General features: G+C 65.3%; 15 protein-coding genes. 4 read left to right on the top strand and 11 right to left on the bottom strand.

The features are described from left to right. Window positions 1–16: 16 nt before the first annotated feature. Complete coding sequence (locus tag M9H71_RS23565; protein ID WP_455407293.1) at window positions 17–856, bottom strand: VOC family protein; 840 nt, start codon at window positions 854–856, stop codon at window positions 17–19. A 335-nt stretch (window positions 857–1,191) separates the two neighbouring features. On the opposite strand from M9H71_RS23565, the gene M9H71_RS23560 reads away from it, so the two are divergent. Continuing rightward, complete coding sequence (locus M9H71_RS23560) at window positions 1,192–2,088, top strand: sugar kinase (RefSeq protein ID WP_455407292.1); 897 nt, start codon at window positions 1,192–1,194, stop codon at window positions 2,086–2,088. Between the two features lie 124 nt (window positions 2,089–2,212). Here the strand turns inward: M9H71_RS23560 and M9H71_RS23555 are convergent, their stop codons facing one another. The 4 genes from M9H71_RS23555 to M9H71_RS23540 all read right to left on the bottom strand — a co-directional run bounded on the left by M9H71_RS23555 (window position 2,213) and on the right by M9H71_RS23540 (window position 8,608). Further along, complete coding sequence (locus tag M9H71_RS23555) at window positions 2,213–4,534, bottom strand: TonB-dependent receptor (protein ID WP_455407291.1); 2,322 nt, start codon at window positions 4,532–4,534, stop codon at window positions 2,213–2,215. A 102-nt stretch (window positions 4,535–4,636) separates the two neighbouring features. Beyond that, a complete protein-coding gene (locus M9H71_RS23550) occupies window positions 4,637–5,854 on the bottom strand; it encodes an NAD(P)/FAD-dependent oxidoreductase (RefSeq protein WP_455407290.1) in 1,218 nt (405 codons plus the stop codon). A gap of 124 nt (window positions 5,855–5,978) precedes the next feature. Beyond that, window positions 5,979–7,475, bottom strand: a complete 1,497-nt coding sequence (locus M9H71_RS23545) for a glycosyltransferase family 39 protein (RefSeq protein WP_455407289.1) — start codon at window positions 7,473–7,475, stop codon at window positions 5,979–5,981. Further along, entirely contained in the window at window positions 7,472–8,608 is a 1,137-nt protein-coding gene (locus M9H71_RS23540) for a glycosyltransferase (RefSeq protein WP_455407295.1), read from the bottom strand. The genes M9H71_RS23545 and M9H71_RS23540 overlap by 4 nt, the downstream gene beginning before the upstream one ends. A gap of 250 nt (window positions 8,609–8,858) precedes the next feature. On the opposite strand from M9H71_RS23540, the gene M9H71_RS23535 reads away from it, so the two are divergent. The 3 genes from M9H71_RS23535 to bcsS all read left to right on the top strand — a co-directional run bounded on the left by M9H71_RS23535 (window position 8,859) and on the right by bcsS (window position 11,072). Next, window positions 8,859–9,665 carry a DUF72 domain-containing protein gene (locus M9H71_RS23535; protein WP_455407288.1) on the top strand — a complete coding sequence of 269 codons (807 nt, stop codon included), beginning with the start codon at window positions 8,859–8,861 and terminating at the stop codon, window positions 9,663–9,665. 143 nt (window positions 9,666–9,808) lie between these two features. Then, window positions 9,809–10,066, top strand: coding sequence for a hypothetical protein (locus M9H71_RS23530; RefSeq protein WP_455407287.1), 258 nt, complete (start codon window positions 9,809–9,811; stop codon window positions 10,064–10,066). A gap of 124 nt (window positions 10,067–10,190) precedes the next feature. Continuing rightward, a complete protein-coding gene (bcsS, locus tag M9H71_RS23525) occupies window positions 10,191–11,072 on the top strand; it encodes a cellulose biosynthesis protein BcsS (RefSeq protein WP_455407286.1) in 882 nt (293 codons plus the stop codon). A gap of 12 nt (window positions 11,073–11,084) precedes the next feature. Here the strand turns inward: bcsS and M9H71_RS23520 are convergent, their stop codons facing one another. From M9H71_RS23520 to M9H71_RS23495, 6 genes are all read right to left on the bottom strand, one after another. Next, window positions 11,085–12,404: an adenylate/guanylate cyclase domain-containing protein gene (locus tag M9H71_RS23520; RefSeq protein WP_455407285.1), complete on the bottom strand. Its 1,320-nt coding sequence runs from the start codon at window positions 12,402–12,404 to the stop codon at window positions 11,085–11,087. A 28-nt stretch (window positions 12,405–12,432) separates the two neighbouring features. Next, window positions 12,433–13,605 (bottom strand): ABC transporter permease, encoded by a 1,173-nt coding sequence (locus M9H71_RS23515; protein ID WP_455407284.1) that lies wholly within the window; start codon window positions 13,603–13,605, stop codon window positions 12,433–12,435. After that, window positions 13,602–14,555 carry an ABC transporter ATP-binding protein gene (locus tag M9H71_RS23510; protein ID WP_455407283.1) on the bottom strand — a complete coding sequence of 318 codons (954 nt, stop codon included), beginning with the start codon at window positions 14,553–14,555 and terminating at the stop codon, window positions 13,602–13,604. Before M9H71_RS23510 ends, M9H71_RS23515 begins: the two co-directional genes overlap by 4 nt. After that, window positions 14,552–15,352, bottom strand: a complete 801-nt coding sequence (locus M9H71_RS23505) for an HlyD family secretion protein (RefSeq protein WP_455407282.1) — start codon at window positions 15,350–15,352, stop codon at window positions 14,552–14,554. The genes M9H71_RS23510 and M9H71_RS23505 overlap by 4 nt, the downstream gene beginning before the upstream one ends. Beyond that, entirely contained in the window at window positions 15,349–16,020 is a 672-nt protein-coding gene (locus tag M9H71_RS23500) for a TetR/AcrR family transcriptional regulator (RefSeq protein ID WP_455407281.1), read from the bottom strand. Before M9H71_RS23500 ends, M9H71_RS23505 begins: the two co-directional genes overlap by 4 nt. Window positions 16,021–16,226: 206 nt before the next feature. After that, window positions 16,227–17,366 (bottom strand): diguanylate cyclase, encoded by a 1,140-nt coding sequence (locus tag M9H71_RS23495; protein WP_455407280.1) that lies wholly within the window; start codon window positions 17,364–17,366, stop codon window positions 16,227–16,229. Between the last annotated feature and the right edge of the window lie 105 nt (window positions 17,367–17,471).

Below are 17,471 nucleotides of genomic sequence, written 5' to 3'. Positions count from 1 at the left end.
CTTCTTCAACAGCCTGCTAGGCCAGCGTCCGCTGCACCAGCAGGGTTGGAATCCGGTGCGTGCCGCTGCGCACCGTCACGACGCGGGTGTCGGCGTGACGACCCGCCCGTGACGTGGTGACCGTGAGGCCGGCAGCGATCAGTCGCTCGCGTGCCGCCTCGACGTCGTCGACGCGCCAACCGATCCCCCACAGCTTGTCGTGCTCGGAGTCCGAGCCCGCGACCGGCCGGTGGACGACCTCGAGCCGAAGATCGGCGCAGTGGAACGACATCAGCCGTCCCCAGTCCTGCTGCGAGCGGTCCAGCGCCATATCGAGCCCGAGCCGCGCACCGTACAGCGCCGCAGCGCGGTTCGGATCGGCGGTCGAGATCACCAGGTGATCCAATCCGACGACCGGCGCCGGCCCCGTCACCGGCGAATGCGGCCGTTCGGAGCCGAGTTCGAGGAAGAACAGCCGCACCCCGCGGGTGGCCTCGGTCGCGGTCCGGGTTCGCTTCCATGTCAGCGTGGCACCGGTCGTCCGATCGCGACCCTCGACCTCGGTGACCGGCGTCGGCTGCAGCGCCACCCGCTCCAGCCGGTGGCGCGCCGCTGCGGCGTCGGCGACGCGGAAGCACAGGCTGGCGATGCCCTCCCCCTGCAGCTTGATCAGCGTGCGCAGCCGCTCGGCGATCGGTCCGCTGCCGGACGGCGCCATCAACTCCAGCGACATGTTGTCGAAGGTAAACAGAACGTTGTCGGAGCCGTCGTCGCCGCTGCGCCAGGCCGGCGCGCGGGCGAGCAGCGTCTGGTAGGTCGCGACCGCTTCGTTGAGATCGCTGACCAGGACGACAAGGTGATCGATCGCGGTAATCATGGACGCTCCCCCGCACGCAAATCGCCCCATGCGGTGATTTGCTTTACGATGCTATCGGGTTTGTCGCGTCGGTTCATCGGCATGCAATCCCCGGACGATAACGAGGTGGCGCCGCCACCGGCCACACCACGCGCCGCTCGCTCGCCTGCGACCGCCGCCCTCTCCTCCCTGAGCGCGGCTGCCCGGAACAAGGCAGCGCGCGCGCCGTTATGACCGGATTCTCGGCGAAACCGCAGTCGTATCAGTTGAACCGCTGCGGAAAATTTTAGCGAATGCGCCGCGAACGGCAATGCTATGCTGAGAGCGCCGGAACCGGTCGCAGCCTCGGGACTCTCATGCACGCACTCTTCATCGGACAGACCTACATCGACGTCACCTTCATCACCGACCACATGCCGACCGGCGACGAAAAGCACGTCGCTTCCGACTATGCGGTGTCGTTCGGCGGCAATGCGGTGACCGCGGCGTTCTGCTGCGCCAAGCTCGGCATCGTGCCCGACCTGATCGCCACCGTCGCGAACGACTGGCTCGGGCGGATGTTTCAGGACATGAGCGCGAAATACGGCATCGAGATTCATCCACGCAAGGTCGCGTCGTCGTCGCTGTCCTTCATCATGCCGAAGGACGGCAAGCGCGCCATCGTCCGCTGCCGCGACGACGAACACATCCATCCGTTTCCGCTGCTCAATCTCGGCCCTTGCCGCGCCCTGCACGTCGACGGCCACCAGCCCGACGCGGCGATCCATTACGCCAAGCTGTGCCGTGAGGCCGGCATCCTGACGTCGCTCGACGGCGGCGGCCTGCGCACCAACACCCACGAGCTCTTGGAATTCATCGACGTCGCGATCGTCGCCGAGCGGCTGTGCGAGCAGATGGACATGACGCCGGAGAAGATGCTCGACTATCTGAAGTCGCGCGGCTGCCGGGTCGGCGGCGTCACCCTCGGCGAGCGCGGCCTGTATTGGTACGACGAAGCCGGAACGGTGCGGACCCTGCCGGCGCTACCGATCCCGCGCGAGCGGGTGATCGACACCAACGGCGCCGGTGACGTCTTCCACGGCGCCTATGTGTTTTCGTATCTGAACAATCCGGCGCAGAGCTGGCAGCACCACTTCGAATTCGCCCGCGCCGCCTCGACCTACAAGATTCAGAGGCTCGGCAACGAGGCCGGCCTGCCGACGGTCGCGGATATCGAAGCGGTCATGCGCGAGTTCGCGGCGGCCGCGGAGTAGAGGATTTCCGGCTCTGACTGGATCAGAGCCGGAGCGCCGCTTGTTTGTTCCGACGCGCTTTCCTCACCCGGACCGTTTCCCACGTCGCTGGAAAACGCTTTCGTGCCGCCAATTTGCAGGCCGCTTAGAAATCCATGCTCACATTGGCCAGGAAGGTTCGAGGAGCCCCCTGGACCAGGTAGTTGGCGCCCGGATACCCGCCCACCGAGGCCCAATAGGATTCGTTGGCCACATTGAGCACGCGGACACGATAGGTGACGCGCGTCTTGTTCCAGACCGTAGCGTAGCGCACTCCCAGATCCAGACGCGTCCAACTGTCCACCTGATTGATGTTCGCCGCGTCGGTGTATTGCTTGCCGGTGTGGATCAGCCGGCCGTCGACCGTCATGCCGGGGATGAAGGGCAGATCCCATTCCGCGCCCAGATTGCCTTGGAACCGCGGCACGCCGACAGCGTAGTTGCCGTTGTAGAGGCCGTCCTGGGTGTTCTGAAGCTTGGGATCGATGCCGGTGACGCCGCCGAGAAGCCGCACGCCCTTCACCGGCTCGCCGTAGAAGGACAATTCGACGCCCCGGTTCTGCTGCTCGCCGGCGGCTTGGTAGATCCGGTTTTCGACGATCGCCTGCTGCTGGGTGATCGAGAACAGGCTGAGCGTTGCGCCGAAATTTCCGCCGTCGAACTTGGCGCCGACCTCGTACTGCTTGCTGACGTAGGGACTGAGCGCCTCACCGGCATTCAGAATGACTTGTCCGCCGCTGGTCGCCGGTGCGATTCCGCCGCGCTGAAGCGCTTCCGCATAGTTGGCGAAAAGCGACACCCCGCGGAGAGGTTTCACTACCAGTCCGACCACCGGTGTGACCGCAGATCCTTCGGCAGCCGATCCGAGCGCTCCTGTATTATAGTTGAACGTGTCCTGGGATACTTTCTGGTAGCGACCGCCGAGCGTCAGCAGGACGCTCTCGCTGAGAAATGACATCGTGTCGGCGACGGCGAAACTCGACGTGCGCGTCTTCTCCGTCGTCAATGGATCGGAAAGAACGCCGCCCAGAAAGTAGTTCGCCGCGGGGCGCGCGACACCGACGGGATTGTAAAGCGTGCCCGCCGAAAAACCCGCAAAATTGGAGAACGCATACGCGTTCTTGGAATCGAGCGTGGTTCCGGCCCCCGACACCACCACGCGATGCCCCACCGGACCGGTATCGAAGGTGGCCCGCACCCCGGCATCGCCCGAGAAGGCCGTGTCTTTTCGAACGTTGTCGAACCGATAGGCGCTCAGGCTGCCGGTCGATGTCGCAGTCGGATTGGCGAGGACATTGTCTTCGTCGCCGAACCGAAAACCACCCGAAGCCCACGCCGTGACAGATTCGGTAAGGTCGACCTCTCCGCGCGTGACGAAGAAGAGGTTACGGTCGTTCGCATAGGTCCACGGCTGCGCATAGTTCTGGCTGGCCTTTGGCGGACTGGGCGGCGCTCCAGCCAGTCCGACCTGCGGCCGCGGATTGTCGAGGTGATGATCCTGATAGCCGAGATCGGCACTGAAACGCGCGTTCTCGCCGTTGTAATCGACATCGAGGGACGCGGCCCCGAGCTTTCGATCCTGACCGTCGACCGAGGTCTCTCCTGTTCGCCCGGTCGCACCGACACGAACGCCCCATTCTTTGAAGTCGCCAAACCGGCGCGCCACATCAATGGTGCTGAGAACCTGACCCGAGCTCTCGTAGCCCACGGTGAGGCTGTTCAGGTCGTACAGCGGGGCGCGCTTCGGAACGAGATTGACCGAGCCGCCGACGCCGCTGTTGCCGGGCGCAGCTCCGTTGACGAATGCACTGACGCCGCGCAGAATCTCGACCCGTTCGACCAACGGCGCGGCGACGAACTGGCGGGGCACGATGCCGTACAGGCCGTTGAGCGCAAGATCGTCGCCGTAGAGCGGAAAGCCGCGGATGATGTAGAGCTCGGCGAAATTGCCGAATCCCTGCGCAACCCGCACCGTCGGATCGTTGAGCAGCACGTCGCCGACGCTGGTGGCCTGCTGATTCCTGATGAGTTCGGACGTGTACGAAACGCCGCTGAACGGGGAGTTCGCGTAGGAGAGATTGCCGAGAAGACCGACTCGGCCGCCGGTCGCGACCTGTCCGCCGGCGTAAGCGGGCGGCGGATCGCCAATCGTGTGCGTGGTCCCCACCGTGGCCGCCTGCCTGGGCGCCGGAGGCCGTTCGGCGGATTGTCGTGGCACGACGCGGCTGGCGCGCTTTGGCGCTGCCGACCGCGTGCGAACCGTCGTCGCGCGTTCGCGCTGTCGAGGCGGGTCGACAGAGACCGGCGGCAGCGTGGTCGATGGTGCCGTCTGCGCTCGGCTGAGAGAGGGGACGCTGCAGAACCAAAGCGACGCGATCGTGGTCGCGGCGCCGAGAAGCACGTATCGTCGATGGTTGATGATGATCATGAGGTCCCCCGATATCGCCATTGTGGCTAGATAACGGGGGCGGTTCCGGCAATAAGCCGAAGGCTAGATTCTATCTAATCGCACCGAGGGCGCGGCGCCGATCTACGCCGCCGCCTTCTTCAGGTCGAAGCTGAGATCGGCGGCCTGCTCCGGCGTCACCGACTTGTCGAGCGGCAGGATCTTGCGGCCGAAGACGTGGTCGGCGGCGCGGTTGACGGACTCGATGCCGATCAGCTTGCCGGCCTTGTAGCAGAACGCCGAGAACGAGCGTTCGGCGACGCTGCCGCGGATCACCACCTGATCGAAGCCGGCGGTGAGGCCGACGATCTGCAGCTTGTCGTCGCCCTGATCGGACCAGAACCACGGATAGCCGTCATACGGTTTGGCGTCGCCGGTGAGACGCGCAGCGACGCAGCGTGCCTGGTCGGTGGCGTTCTGCACCGACTCCACCCGCATCGTCTCGCCGAACCGGACGCTGTCGAACAGCGCGCAGTCGCCGATCGCCGAGATGTGCGGATCGATGGTGAGAAGCTGCCGATCGACGATGATGCCGGCGGCGGTCGGCAGCCCGGCGGCGGCGGCGATCTCGACATTCGGAATCACGCCGACGCCGACCACGACGAGATCGCAGGGCAACGTGTTGCCGTCGCTCAGCACGACGCCGGTGACGCGGTCACCCTCGGCGGCGATTTCGGTGGCACGAACGCCGTAGTGCATCCGGATGCCGGCCGCGCTGTGGCGGTCATGGAAGTAACTGGAGATCTCCGGCGTCACGACGCGCGCCATCACCCGCGGCGCCAGCTCGACGACGTCGACCTCGAGTCCCTTGGCCCGCGCCGTGGCGGCGAATTCGAGACCGATGAAACCGGCACCGATCACCACGACATGCTTCTTGTCCGGCATCCGCTGCCGCAGCACTTCGCTCTCGTCGAGCGTGCGCAAGTAAAGCACGTCCGGCAGCGACGCATTGGGCACGTCGAGCATCCGGTTGCGCGCGCCGGTGGCGAGCACCAGGTGGCCGTAGTCGATCGCGGTGCCGGAGGCGAGCAGCAGCTTGCGGCCCTCGCGATCGATCGACACCATCCGATCGGAAATCAGCTCGATCGTCTGATCCTGGAAGAACTTTTCCGGGCGGAACATCAGCGAGTTCGGATCGCCGCCGCTCTTCAAGTAAGCCTTCGACAGCGGCGGACGCTGATACGGCAGATGCTTCTCGTCGTTGATCAGCGCGATACGCCCGGCGTATTTCGCCTGGCGCAGCGATACGGCGACCTGAAATCCGGCGTGTCCGGCTCCAGCAATCAAGACCGTGTCGTTCATCGTTGAGCTCGTCGTGTTGGGGAAACGGCGCGGCGGACGCGCGGGAGGTGGGGATCGACCCCAGCCTGTAGCATACTCGGCCACCGCAGGTCAGCAGGTTTGCCGGGCGGTTGCGGGAGCCGCGTCAGTAGATCGGCGGGCGCGGGTCGAGGATCGGTCCCTTCGGCTCCGACAGCTCGTCGAGCGGCACCGCATCGACGAGCAGCGGTCCACGCGAGCGGGTGACCGCGCCGACGCGCTCGATCCTGGCGAAAGCGGCCTGCAGGTCCGGTCGCGCCGCGGCGTTCTCGACCCCGACCAGCAGCAACGGTCCCGCGAGTTGCTGGGCTGTCAGTGCCGGCGCCGCGAGCCAACGGAACCGTTCGCCGCGCTGAACCACGCAAGTGCCGGGCGGCAGATAGAATTCCAGCCAGCCGGTGGTGCCATAATCGTCGGTCAGCACGCAGCTCGCGCCGATCCGGCGCCGCACCTGGTCGATCTCCGCCACCATCTGCGGTACACCAACACCGACAGAGCGCACCGTGGCGTCACGGCGATAGCCGGTCAGCGCGCCGGTGTTGACCTGGACCACCACCAGCGCGAACAGCAGGGTGCCGGTCGACACCGCCCAGCGCCGGCACACCGTGACGACGCGCGCGATACCCGGGGTCCAATGCGGATAGGCCGCCCCCACCGCCGCCGCGAGCGCGAACGCCGGATACAGCGGGCTCAGCCAGTTCGCCTCGACCCGGTCGTGCAGTGCCTGCCAGGCGAAATACAGCGCGATCGTCCACACCGTCGCGGCGACCAGAACGCGAGAGGCCGCAGGTCCCGTGCTGCGCTTGCCGAGCGCGATCAGGCCCATCACCCCGAGCACGAACACGAACGGCGTCGCCAGCACGAACTGGGTCGGGATCAGCTCGGCAAGGAAATGCGGCTCGAACCCACCGAGCTTGGCGCGGCCGAACTGTTTGACGAAGGAAATCCAGTCGTGCTGCGCGTTCCAGATCACCACCGGCGAGAACAGCGCGAACGCGATCACGCCGCCGAGATACGGCCATGGCGACAGCAGCCAGCGACGCATCGCCGGCACCCACAATAGCCAGATCAGGATCGCCGGACCAAAGAACAGCGCGGTGTATTTCGACAGCAGCGCCAGCCCGACCGCGACGCCGACCGCGAGCCACCACACGCCCCTGCCCGTCGCAGCGACCTGCGCCAGCGCCAGCAGCACGAAGCTCGATGCCACCAAAAGCGGCGCATCCGGCGTGACGATGGTGGTGCCGGCCGATACCATCATTGTGGCGTTGAGCAACACTGTCGCGGTCGCGGCGATCTCGGTATCGTCGAACAACAGGATCGCGGCTCGCCACACCGCCCAGCTCATCGGCAGCGCCAGCAGGATCGACACCAGGCGGACGCCGAGTTCGGTATCGCCGGCGATCAGCGTGCCGAGCTTGATCACCACCGCGACCATCGGCGGGTGGTCGAAATAGCTGAGCGCGAGATTCTTCGACCAGGTCCAGTAATACGCCTCGTCGAAAGTCAGCGGCGTCACCGCCGCAGCGACCAGCCTAAGCACGACCATCCCGACGACGACCAGGATCGTGGCGACGGGAATTCGCCGTAATGCGTCGCTCATCGCTTGCGCCAGACGAACAGGCCGGACATCGCGTAGTTCCACACCACGCCCATGAGCGCACCGGCCGCACCCGCCAGCCACCAGGTGATGTGCTCGTTGTACACCGCGAAGGCGACGCCGACATTGGCGAGCAGACCGACGCCGCACACCAGATAGAACAGCAACAAGCCACGCAAGATCGCGAAACCCTTGAGGCGCTGGTCGCGATAGGTCAGGAAATTGTTGAGGATGAAGTTGCTGGTCATCGCCACCAGCGCGGCGGCGCCCTGTGCCTCGGCGAACGGCTGTTCGAACACCTTCAGCACGACGAACAGCGTGACGAAGTGCACCACCACGCCGGTGGAGCCGACCAGCGCGAACAGGATGAAACGCAGCGACAGCATGTCGTGACTGAACTTCGCCAGCACCAGGCCGAGGAAGTCGAGCGCCACCATCGAGTCCAGCTTGCTTTCGCCGTGCAGCCGCGAGCCGAAGGTGAAAGGCACCTCGACGATGCGCAGGCTGCCGCGCGCGGTCGCGATGACGTCGAGCAGGATCTTGAAGCCTTGGGTCGAAAGCTGCGGCGCGAGCTGTTCGAAGCGGTCGCGGCGGATCATGAAGAAGCCGCTCATCGGGTCCGCGACCTCGATCTTGAGCACCTTCTGGGCGACCTGGGTGGCGATCGAGCTGATGCCGGCGCGCTGCTTGTTGAAGCTGTCGGCGCTGCCGCCCTCGATGTAGCGGCTGCCGACCACGAGATCGGCGGCCTTGCTCTCCAGCAGCGACAGCATCTTGGTGAGCAGGGTCTCGTCGTGCTGCAGGTCGGCGTCCATCACCGCGGCGAACGGCGCGCCGGACGCGAGAATACCTTCGATGCAGGCGCCCGACAGGCCGCGACGGCCGATCCGGCGCAGGCAGCGCACGCGAGAGTCGCGCTGCGCCATGTCGCGGACGACCTGCCAGGTGCCGTCGGGAGAATTGTCGTCGACGAAGACGACCTCCCACGCCACGCCAGCGAGCGCTGTCTCCAGTTTACGGAACAGCAGCTCGACATTGTCGCGTTCATTGAAGGTCGGGACGACCACGGAGAGCTGCAGCGGAACCGCAGCAGGCTGGGCACGCGTCGCGACCGCGGCTGGGCTGGCATCGATCATTGCGCCATGCGTATAGCGGCCGTCCACAGCCATGCCAAGGCGAGCACCGGTCGATCCAGATCAGAAATGTACTGAAATCGGGTGGATCCGGCGCCCAAAAAGGTCAACGACCACGAACAACAGGTGCGCGTACATCCGGCGCTCCCTACTATTCAGTGGTCGTCTCGGCGTCGCACGCTCCTTTTCGAAGCATCGACGTCGCCGTTGCAACCAAGATAGGAACGGGATGAGACTTTCGCAAGGGGGAGAGATGACCAAAGCTCAGGCAGGCAATATCCGGATCGGGATCGGCGGCTGGACCTTTGAACCGTGGCGCGGGGTGTTCTATCCGGACAAGCTGCCGCAGCGGCGCGAGCTGGAATACGCCGCTTCGAAGCTGACCTCGATCGAGATCAACGGCACGTTCTACGGCTCGCAGAAGCCGGAGAGTTTTCGCAAATGGGCGAGCGAGGTGCCGCAGGACTTCGTGTTCTCGCTCAAAGGGCCGCGGTTCGCGACCAACCGCAAAGTGCTGGCGGAAGCCGGCGACAGTATCGAACGATTTTATCATTCAGGCGTGCTCGAGCTCGGCGACCGGCTCGGCCCGGTGCTGTGGCAATTCGCGCCGACCAAGAAGTTCGATGAAGCCGATTTCGGCGCCTTTCTCGAATTGCTGCCACGCGCGCTCGACGGCCGCACGCTGCGGCACGTCGTCGAGGTCCGACATGACAGTTTCAAGACGACGGCATTCATCGCGCTGCTGCGCGAGCACAACATTCCGGTCGTGTACTCCGAACACGCGACCTATCCGGAGATCGCCGATGTGACCGGTGACTTCGTCTATGCGCGGCTGCAGAAGGGCCAAGACGACATCGCCACCGGCTATCCGGCCAAGGCGTTGTCGGCATGGGCAAAGCGCCTGCAACTCTGGGCAGGCGGCGGCGAACCGGAGGATCTGCCGAAGGTCGATGCGGCACGCGCGAAGTCCCAAAAGCGCGACGTGTTCGCCTATGTGATCCACGAAGGCAAAGTACGCGCGCCCGCCGCCGCGATGGAGCTGATCAAACTCGTCGGCTAAACTGCGGCAAACACGGCCAAGTGAGCGGACGTGACGCGCGACATTGCGTCACCGCAAAGTCTTGCGGCCGATCAATGGGATGATAGGAGCCGCCCCATAGGCTCGGGCGCATGTACTACCTCAACAAAAGGGTCCGATTTCGGATGGACAAGATTGACTTCATGAACGGGCAGATCAAGGCTCTGCTCAACTTCGCCAATGCGCTGATCAAGTCGCATCCGTCGCCGACGATCCTGCGCCACCATTTCGAAACCAAGGCCCGCGCCGCGCCGAACGCTCCGCAAGGCCTGTCCCTGTCCGAGGCCTATATCGATGGCATGGCCGATATCAATCGGCAGCTCGCCGTCGAACTCGAACACGCGATCACCCGTCGCGATCAGCACGAAGCGCAACCGGACTGATCATCCGATCCACCTCCTGGACTCGACAATTGCAGCAACTAGAGATTTAATGAATCATTAATTCTCGTAAAAGTTGTTGCGTTTGGGTGGCCGGACGGTGCGTGGCGTTGGGTGGATCGGCGCGTTGAGCCTGATCGCGATCTTGATCGCAGCCCCCGGTGGTGCGCAGGCCCAGGCGTTCGATCCCACCCTTGAAAGTGAGATCCCCGAAGAGGTGCAGTCGACCACCGCGTTGGCTGCACCGTTCGGGTCGCAAGCGGCAGAGGCGACGTGGTTCGACCCGACCGATGACGACGGACGGTGGGACGATCTGCCCGACGGAAACGATTTCGCTGGATCAGCCGTGATCCCAACGGGCCGCCCCGGCGTCCAGGACACGACGACCCGGTCGCTGCTGTTCGGCGGCCAAGACCTCTGGCGCAACGGGGTCTCCCTCTATGGCGGGGCCGAGTGGTCGGAGGGCGGGCCGGCCGAGAACGGATGGGTGATCCGTCTGTTGGTGTCAGAGGCGCTCGAGCGCTATCAGGCCACGCGCTTCGTCTATATCAGCGACATCTCCCGCGCCTCCATGCTGGCGGGCTGGCGATTCAAGGTCGGCGCGTTCGAGCTGAAGATCCTCGCCGGTCCTGATCTCGAACATCGCGCCTCGACCCCGGACATCCGCGACAGACGCTGGCGCGGCAGTCACGGCGGCCTGCGGATCGCGATAGAGGGCTGGGCCGAGCCGACGCCCGACACGATGCTGGCCTATTCATTCTATGCGACCACCGTGGCGAGCAGCTACGGCGCACGCATCGCCGCAGGCTGGCGCGTGCTCGACATGTTCTGGTGGGGACCGGAAATGTCCGGCTCGGCAGATGAATTCAGCCGCCAGACCCGACTCGGACTGCACCTCAGCGGCCTGCGGATCGCAGCGATGGAATGGTCGGCTGCCGCCGGCTACGTCCGGGACAGTTTTGGCAGAGGAGGTGTCTATATGCGGATGGGGGCTCAGCTCCGGCCCTAGCGAAGCGCATTGCTAATCGATCCGCCACACCGCCAGCGGTTCGGCATAGCCACGGACCGGCACGTAGCCGATCAGCGAGGCATCGGCGGCCGCCGCTCCGATTTCATCGCGCATCGCCGACGAAATCAGCAGCTGCGTGCCGAACTCCTTGTTAAGGGACTCCAGCCGCGAAGCGAAATTCACCGTGTCGCCGATCACCGTGTATTCCTTGCGGCGCGGTGATCCGACATTGCCGACCACGACGTCGCCGGTGTGGATGCCGATGCCGATCCGCAGCGGCCAGTCGTGCCCGTCATTGTGGCTGTGCATCGCGGCGATCATCTCGCGGGCGGCCGCCACCGCTTGCGAGGCCGCAGCCGCATCCTCGATCGGAGCGCCGAACAGCGCCAAAAAGCCGTCGCCGAGAAACTTGTTCACGATGCCGCCGTGACGATCGAGGATCTCGACCAGGATCCCGAAGGCTTCGTCGAGTCGTGCCACCACCTCATCGGGCGACCGCTCGCGCGCACCGCCGGTGAAGTTGCGAAAATCCGCGAACATCACCACGACTTTGCGGACCTCGCCCTCGCCGCTGGTGCCGGTGGACAGCAGTCTGTCGACCACCTGCGGCGAGACGTGCTGGCCGAACAGATTGGTCACATGATCGCGTGCATCGACCGCCACCAGTGAGGACTGGAACTGCCGCCTCAGCTGCAACCCGACGCCACCGGCGAGCACGCCGCAAGTGAACACGATGACACTGCGGATGAAGTGGAAGGCGAAATCCGGCGGCCGATGGTCGGCGAAGCCCGGCGGCTGGTACAGCATAGCGATGCCGAGCAGTTCGGCCGCAGCGACGAATCCGGTGAAGGTCGACAGCCAGAAATCCAGACGCAGCGTCGACAGGATGATGAAGATGAAATAGCCCAGCGGCGCCGCGAAGGCGAGCGCCTGATTGGCCCCCATAGTATTCATCTGCAGATAGATGCCGACGGTCGGCAGACTGGTTTCGACCAGCACACCGACATAGCGTCGCCAAACCGGGAGATCGCTGCCCTGCGCGAACCGGCGGCGCAGCAGCAGCATCAGATAGGTCTCGAACACCAGGAATGGCGTGAACGACACCAGCAGTTGCGCAAACGAAAACTTGCCGTGCCAGATCGTTTCGATCTCGGTCGGAAACAGCCAATAGCCGCTCACCATCGTCGCCATCAACAGCGACACCGTGACCAACACAACCCTGACGCGCAGCAATTCAGTTCGCAGGATTTCACGCGTAAGCGCGCCGCCGACCTCTTCCTTCAATGACGATTTGCGCGGCACCTTCGCAGCCAGCCGCCACCGCATCTGCATCGTCCTGTCCCTGCCCGCGGTGGCGCCGTCAGTCCAGCGTTCGCCTGAACCGCGTCACCGCGATCGTCATCGCCACCAGCATCAGCGCCAGCAGCGCGAGCGCGTCGTAGTGCAGATTCTCCAGCGTCGAGCCCTTCAGCATGATCGCACGAACGATCCGTAAATAGTGCGTCAGCGGCAGACACTCGCCGATATACTGCGCCCAGATCGGCATCCCGGCGAACGGGAACATGAAGCCGGACAGCAGGATCGAGGGTAGAAAGAACATCATCGAGGCCTGCATCGCCTGCAGCTGGTTCTGCACCAGCGTCGAGAAGGTGTAGCCGATCGCCAGATTGGTGGTGATGAACAGCGTCGACAGCAGCGCCAGCATCGCCAGGCTGCCGCGCAGCGGCACGCCGAACAGCAGCACGCCGATGCCGAGGATCAGCGACGCCTGGATGAAGCCGACGCCGACATACGGCAGGATCTTGCCGAGCATCACTTCCACCGGCGTGATCGGCATCGACAGCAGGTTCTCCATCGTGCCGCGCTCGATCTCGCGGGTGACCGACAGCGCGGTGAAGATCAGCATCGTCATGGTCAGGATGGTTCCGACCAGACCGGGCACGATGTTGAGCCGCGACGACGCGGCCGGATTGTAGCGGGCGTGGGCGCGGATTTCGAACGGGGGATTGGCGGGGTCGCCTGCAACGCGGTCGTGAACCAGCGCATTCTGGACGATCTGCCCGAGCGAGGACAGCGCCGAGCCGGCGGCCACCGGATCGGTGGCATCGGCCGCGACCAGGATCGCCGGCTTCTCGCCGCGCCGCACCGCGCGCTCGAAACCGCGCGGGATTTCGACGCCGAACAACACGCGCCCGGACAGCAAGAGATCGTCGAATTCACGGACGCTGTGCACTTCGCGGGTGAACTTGAAGTACGCGGTATTCTCCAGCGCCTTCAGGATCGAGCGGCCGAGGTCGGAATCCTCCTGCAGCAGCACTGCGGTCGGCAGATGCCGTGGCGTGGTGTTGATGGCGTAGCCGAACAGCAGAAGCTGCATCACCGGGATCACGATGATCATCGCGAAGGTCAGCCGGTCGCGCTTGAGCTGGATCAGCTCCTTGACCAGCATCGCGTAGGTGCGGCGCAAGAATCCGAACCGCCGCTCCTTAATCGGCGCACCGGCTTTCGGCGCATCACGACCAGCCATGGTCATTGGAAATTGTCCTTCGATCGGCTCATCAGCTCGATGAACACGTCCTCGAGCGACGGCGCGCCGTGCTGCCAGGTCTGTCGCGGATCGCTGCGATATGGCGCCAGCGTCTGATCGAGCGCGGCCTGGTCGCGGCCGGAGACGTGCAGGCTGGTGCCGAACGGCGCCACCATGTCGACGCCGGGCTTGCCGGCGAGCTCATGGGCCAGCGCGCCGAGGCCTTCGCCGGTGGCGATCCAGGTGGAGAGCTGCGAACCGGCGATCACCTGGTCGACGGTGCCGTGCGCCAGCAGATAACCGTAAGCGATGTAAGCGATCTCGTGACAGCGCTCGGCCTCGTCCATGTAATGGGTCGAGACCAGCACGGTCAGGCCCTCGGCGGCGAGCGCGTGTATCTCGTTCCAGAAGTCGCGGCGCGCCTTCGGATCGACACCGGCGGTCGGCTCGTCGAGCAACAGCAATTGCGGGTTCGGCAGCGTGCAGGCGCCGAGCGCGAGCCGCTGCTTCCAGCCGCCGGACAGCTCGCCTGCAAGCTGCTCCTCGCGTCCCGACAGCCCGAGCCGCTTGATCATCTCGCGCGCTGCGCCGCGCGCATCGGGCACGTCGTACAGCCGGGCGACGAATTCGAGATTCTCCCGCACCGACAGGTCCTGATACAGGCTGAAGCGCTGCGTCATGTAGCCGACGCGGCGCTTGATCTTGGCGGCCTCGGTGCGGATGTCGAAGCCGAGGCAGGTGCCCTCGCCGCGGTCCGGTGTCAGCAGGCCGCACAGCATTCGGATCGTGGTGGTCTTGCCGGAGCCGTTCGGGCCGAGGAAGCCGTAGATCGAGCCGCGCTTCACCTGCATCGACAGATCGTGCACCACCTCGCGGCCGTTGAACGACTTGGTGAGACCGCTGACATCGATCGCGATGTCGCGGGCATCGGCGGCGATGGCAGGCGCGCCTGTCATGACCGGCCGGCCGCCACCGGCGACGCCGCAGCCTTCGGCGCGACGTAGACGCTGACCGGCTGGCCGACCCGCAGGCTGATCGGTTTGTTCGGCCGCGCCTGGATCAGATAGACGAGCTTGTTGCGCTCATCGAGGCTGTAGATCACCGGCGGGGTGTATTCGGCGGTGGTCGAGATGAAGTAGATCTCGGCCGACAGGTCAGGCGCGCAGTTGTCACACGTCACCCGCACCTTGTCGCCGATCGCGAGCTTCGGCAGTTCGGGCTCGGGCACGTAGAACCGGATCTTCATATTGCCCGGCGGCAGGATCGACAGCACCGGTTTCTGCGCCGCCACCATCTCGCCTTCGCGGAAGTAAATCTGCTGCACCGACCCGGTCACCGGCGCGCGGATTTCGCGCCTCGCGAGCCGCGTCTTCGAGGTTTCGACCCGCGCTTCGGCGACACGCAGGGTCGAGATCGCGGCGTCGAGATTGGCCTGGGTGCCGGAGCCGGTCTTGGACAGCGATTGGGCGCGGTCGAAGGTCTGCTTGGCGTTGGCGAGCGTCGCGAGATTCTGATTGAGGTCGGCCTGCTGCAGATCGTCGTCGAGCGTGTAGATCAGTTCGCCCTTCTTGGCCTCGTCGCCTTCACGCACGGTGAGTTTGGTGATGCGGCCGGATTCATCCGGACTGACGAAGATCAGATCGGCCTCGACCCAGCCCTGATAGCCGGGATCGCCCCCTTTGCCGCAGCTCCCAAGCACCAGCGCCACAGTGGCTGCGGCGAGGCCGCGCAGAATGAGCGAAGTCCGCGTCATGACGCCGTCCTTTGACCGAAGATCAGATCGAGATGCGCGCCCAGCATGGCTTGGACGTCGAGCGGCGCGAACCGTCCGAACAGCCCCTGCCAGATCACCGACAGCACCACCGGCGCGACCGCGAGTTGCGGAAACGCCGCCAACGCCGCCAGACTGATTTCGCCGCGTTCGACCCCGATCTCCAGGATCCGGCGAATGCCGGCGACGCCGGGCTCGACCACGTTGCGGTAGTGAAATTCCGCCAGCGATGGAAACCGGGTGCCCTCCGCCATCACCAGCCGCAGAATGTCGCCGCGCCGGGTGTGCGCTACGTCGCGCAAGAAGGTCTCGGCGAATGTCTCCAGCATCTGCCGCGCCGAGACGTCGGCCGCCGGCTGCGACGTCAGCCGCTGCATCGTCGGCACCAGGGCGGTGCGCACCAGCTCCTGGAACATCGCTTCTTTGTCGGTGAAGTGCAGATAGATCGTCCCTTTGGCGACGCCGGCGCGCTTGGCGACGTCATCGATCCGGGCCGCCGCAAAGCCGCGCGCGGTGAACTCGTCGAGAGCCGCTTCGATGATCGCCGCACGCCGCTCGGCGGCACGCGCCGCCCGGGTTGAAGGCGTCGATCCGCCGATCGATTGCGCCCCCGGCGCTCCGGCACGCGGTCGCGACCGGGTCTGCGGCATCGAAGAGGATTTTCGGGTTCCGGAACCTACCATCTCTTGAATATGACTGACCAGTCAGTCATATTCAACCCCATTCAAGTACCGACGCCGCCACGGCGGTCCGTCACGCGAGACGGCCGAGCGTAGCGGCCGCCCAGACGCTTCCGCGCCGCGAGGAATGTCAGTCGGGGTCGAACTGCCGAGTGGTGGAGTGGCGCGCCCGCCGTTCAGGCGCAGGCCCGGTTTCGGCCACTGCGCTTGGCGCGATACAGCGACTGGTCGGCGCGCTGGATCGCGTCCGCCAGCGCCTCGGCAGGCACCGCCGGGGCGATACCGACGCTGATCGTCACGACGCCAGCCTCGCCGAGGCCGGGATGCGGGATCTTCAACTCACTCACCGCACGGCACAACCGCTCGGCTGTCTGGTGCAGTTCGGTCTCTTCGAGCCCGGGCAGCACCACGGCGAATTCTTCGCCACCGTAGCGCACCACCACGTCACAGGAGCGCAGGTTGCGGCGGATCGCGGTGACGATCTGCTGCAGGCAGCGATCGCCGGCGGCGTGGCCGCCGTGATCGTTGAACAGCTTGAAGTGATCGACGTCGATCATCAGCACGCTCTGGCCGAGCGACGGAACCAACGAGGTTGGCTGCTGCTCGATCAGCACGTCCAGATAGCGCCGGTTGAATACGCCGGTCAGCGCGTCCGTCGCCGACAGCCGCTCCAGCGCGGCATTGGCCCGGCGCAGATCGAGCTTCAGCCGCGCATCGATGTGGCGGATCGCCTCCAGTTCGGCGATCTGCGCATCCTTGCGCCGCCGAGCGCGCAACGCGATCACGCAAGTGACGAGCGACAACCCAACCAGATCGATATTGGACCACAGCGGCGGCCAGCGCAGGCCGGATATGGTGATCACGATGTACAGCACCGTGGCGGTGATGGTCATGGTCTTGGTGGCTGACCAGGACAGCGCCGAGACCACCGCACCGGCGAAGATGACGAACAGTGCCGCCATCATGTAGCGCCCGGCGAACGGCTCCGGCGCGAACTGGCCGATCGCCGTCACCGACAATGCGAACGCCACCACGGCCGTGCTCTGCACAGCGGATTGTATCGCCCGGTAACCCGGCCGGCGGTTGAGCACGAGCGCAAGCAACACCAGCGGCGTGACCAGCAGCAGCCGCAGTCCCACGGCGAAGGCCAGGTGGGGTGCATCGAGGACAGCGAAGTCGATGGATAGCGCGGCAAGGTTGACCAGCAGCGTTCCGATCAGGAAACGCCGCCGGGCACCCGCCCCCCGCATCGAGTGGGCGGGATCCGGATGATCGGAAGCCCGGCGATCATGGTCGATGGGGAACTGCTCGGTCACACTCTGGTCCGCGGAAATCGGCTTTGTCGCCGCTCTCTTGTTTGGTCCCCGACAACTTACGACGCGTTGATACGGCACCCGCCGCCCACGGCCTCCGTCGGCAAT

The sequence above is a fragment of the Rhodopseudomonas parapalustris genome, assembly GCF_053772255.1.
Note: the sequence above shows the minus strand (reverse complement) of the source record. Positions and strands in the feature narration are given on the sequence as shown.

What these genes read in the sequence shown, in the direction of transcription:
- M9H71_RS23530 (WP_455407287.1), top strand. Translation starts at nt 9,809, where the DNA reads ATGGACAAGATTGACTTCATGAACGGGCAGATCAAGGCTCTGCTCAAC.
- M9H71_RS23500 (WP_455407281.1), bottom strand. Translation starts at nt 16,020, where the DNA reads ATGCCGCAGACCCGGTCGCGACCGCGTGCCGGAGCGCCGGGGGCGCAA.
- M9H71_RS23535 (WP_455407288.1), top strand. Translation starts at nt 8,859, where the DNA reads ATGACCAAAGCTCAGGCAGGCAATATCCGGATCGGGATCGGCGGCTGG.
- M9H71_RS23565 (WP_455407293.1), bottom strand. Translation starts at nt 856, where the DNA reads ATGATTACCGCGATCGATCACCTTGTCGTCCTGGTCAGCGATCTCAAC.
- M9H71_RS23545 (WP_455407289.1), bottom strand. Translation starts at nt 7,475, where the DNA reads ATGAGCGACGCATTACGGCGAATTCCCGTCGCCACGATCCTGGTCGTC.
- M9H71_RS23550 (WP_455407290.1), bottom strand. Translation starts at nt 5,854, where the DNA reads ATGAACGACACGGTCTTGATTGCTGGAGCCGGACACGCCGGATTTCAG.
- M9H71_RS23520 (WP_455407285.1), bottom strand. Translation starts at nt 12,404, where the DNA reads ATGCAGATGCGGTGGCGGCTGGCTGCGAAGGTGCCGCGCAAATCGTCA.
- M9H71_RS23505 (WP_455407282.1), bottom strand. Translation starts at nt 15,352, where the DNA reads ATGACGCGGACTTCGCTCATTCTGCGCGGCCTCGCCGCAGCCACTGTG.
- M9H71_RS23555 (WP_455407291.1), bottom strand. Translation starts at nt 4,534, where the DNA reads ATGATCATCATCAACCATCGACGATACGTGCTTCTCGGCGCCGCGACC.
- M9H71_RS23560 (WP_455407292.1), top strand. Translation starts at nt 1,192, where the DNA reads ATGCACGCACTCTTCATCGGACAGACCTACATCGACGTCACCTTCATC.
- M9H71_RS23510 (WP_455407283.1), bottom strand. Translation starts at nt 14,555, where the DNA reads ATGACAGGCGCGCCTGCCATCGCCGCCGATGCCCGCGACATCGCGATC.
- M9H71_RS23515 (WP_455407284.1), bottom strand. Translation starts at nt 13,605, where the DNA reads ATGACCATGGCTGGTCGTGATGCGCCGAAAGCCGGTGCGCCGATTAAG.
- M9H71_RS23540 (WP_455407295.1), bottom strand. Translation starts at nt 8,608, where the DNA reads ATGATCGATGCCAGCCCAGCCGCGGTCGCGACGCGTGCCCAGCCTGCT.